The organism is Paenibacillus sp. GCM10027630, assembly GCF_042676305.1.
Classification (GTDB): Bacteria; Bacillota; Bacilli; order Paenibacillales; family NBRC-103111; genus Paenibacillus_S.
The window spans coordinates 1-1,463 of the sequence record NZ_JBHTGY010000071.1 but is presented as its reverse complement, the minus strand read 5'-3'; the positions used below and the strand labels follow the sequence as shown (position 1 = coordinate 1,463).

Annotated in this window: 2 protein-coding genes; one reads left to right on the top strand and one right to left on the bottom strand. The window is 39.2% G+C overall.

Features of this window, described 5'->3' with window-relative positions; translation table 11 throughout:
- A partial coding sequence (locus ACFQ0C_RS31670) for an IS110 family RNA-guided transposase (protein ID WP_379372870.1) occupies positions 1–459 on the top strand: 459 nt, incomplete at its 5' end.
- Positions 460–1,007: 548 nt separating this feature from the next.
- On the opposite strand, the gene ACFQ0C_RS31665 is transcribed toward ACFQ0C_RS31670, so the two are convergent.
- Positions 1,008–1,244 carry a hypothetical protein gene (locus ACFQ0C_RS31665; RefSeq protein WP_379372868.1) on the bottom strand — a complete coding sequence of 79 codons (237 nt, stop codon included), beginning with the start codon at positions 1,242–1,244 and terminating at the stop codon, positions 1,008–1,010.
- Between the last annotated feature and the right edge of the window lie 219 nt (positions 1,245–1,463).

The following is a 1,463-nucleotide window of genomic DNA, read 5'->3' as shown; positions in this document are numbered from 1 at the left end:
TTGCTTCTTCAATACCAAGAGCATCTAGCGAAACTTGATCAATCGATAGAGGCTTTGGCTGAAAAGTTAATGGAATATGAGTTAATCCAATCGATCCCCGGCATTAGCACCAAAATTGCTGCAACAATTTTAGCTGAAATCGGGGAAATCGATCGGTTCGATCATGCCAAGAAGCTAGTTGCGTTTGCTGGTGTTGATCCGAGTGTGTTTTCTTCAGGCAAGTTTACGGCAACACGAAACAAAATCACCAAACGAGGCTCTAGGAGGCTCCGGACAACCTTATATCAGGCTGTAAGGTGTGGTCTACGAAGCTCACGTAATAAGAAACTGAGAGTTTATTACGACCAAAAGCGTGCAGAAGGCAAACTGTTTAAAGTAGCTGTGATCGCTTGTGTAAATAAGCTACTCCATTGGATATATGCAATCTTAACCAAGAAAGAAACTTTCCGCCTAGACTGAATAAGCAAAGTTTAGACATCGAGGAAAACCTTCCCAATTTCTATGGGATGGTTATTTGTTATGCACTTTTTTCAGTATAGCACCCTTTATTATTTTGATTAATAATTAAATATTGACAAGCTATTAGCTGGAATAGTTGAACAAAGGCCGCAACCGGCTAAATACCATGAAGAATTTAATTGCTTGACGTACTCTTGAAAATATATAATAATCCGAATTACGAGACACTAATTTGTATTGTATTATGAAAAATAACCCTCAAAAATACATCGTTCAATTACCGCGGAAAACACATCATCATTATGTCTATCAATGGAAAACAGTACAACTTCTTGTCTTTTCCTAAAGACAAGAAGTTGTATCCATAAAATAAAAAAAACGCGTCATATGCGGCTGATAATGCATATATGTTTTTGTCCTCTTACAAATATTTTTTTCTTCTTTTAATAAAAATCTTTTTAAAAATAAAAGATACTAATCTGCCCGTTTAATGCCTTCGCTACAATGTAGGCTGATTTGTGTCACTAGTCGGCCGAGCGAGTAGTCGGTCAACGGTTATCAGTACCAGCTTCCTCCATAGCTTCAAAGATTTCATCGTCTACATTCATATTGGGAAAATGCTCCGACAGCTTACTGTACAAGCGCTGCAACGCCTCCGAGCAGACCGAAGGATCATTATATTCTTGGTCTTCCGACCATTGCACTTGCTGCTCATACCAATCCATAAACGCCTTCCTTTCCCTCGGCACATTGGACGGCTCGAAAACCATTAAATCATAGCTCATTTGAAGTCCTCCTGTTTTAGATAGATTTCACTTCTTTCATTGTGTTGCTCCACTGCCCCACGGCTATCTATCTTCATCTCAATTTGCTGGAATTATTTAATCTATCCTGCCCGATCCCTCGGTTTTAAGGGTTTCTCTCACGAATACTCACTCATTCGCAGGATTTCATCACCCGGAAGATAACGATTGCCTGGAAAACAAACTCATTTGGTTAAGTGG

Bases quoted from the DNA above. Each gene is read 5' to 3' on its own strand.
- ACFQ0C_RS31665 (WP_379372868.1), bottom strand. From the start codon at position 1,244: ATGAGCTATGATTTAATGGTTTTCGAGCCGTCCAATGTGCCGAGGGAA.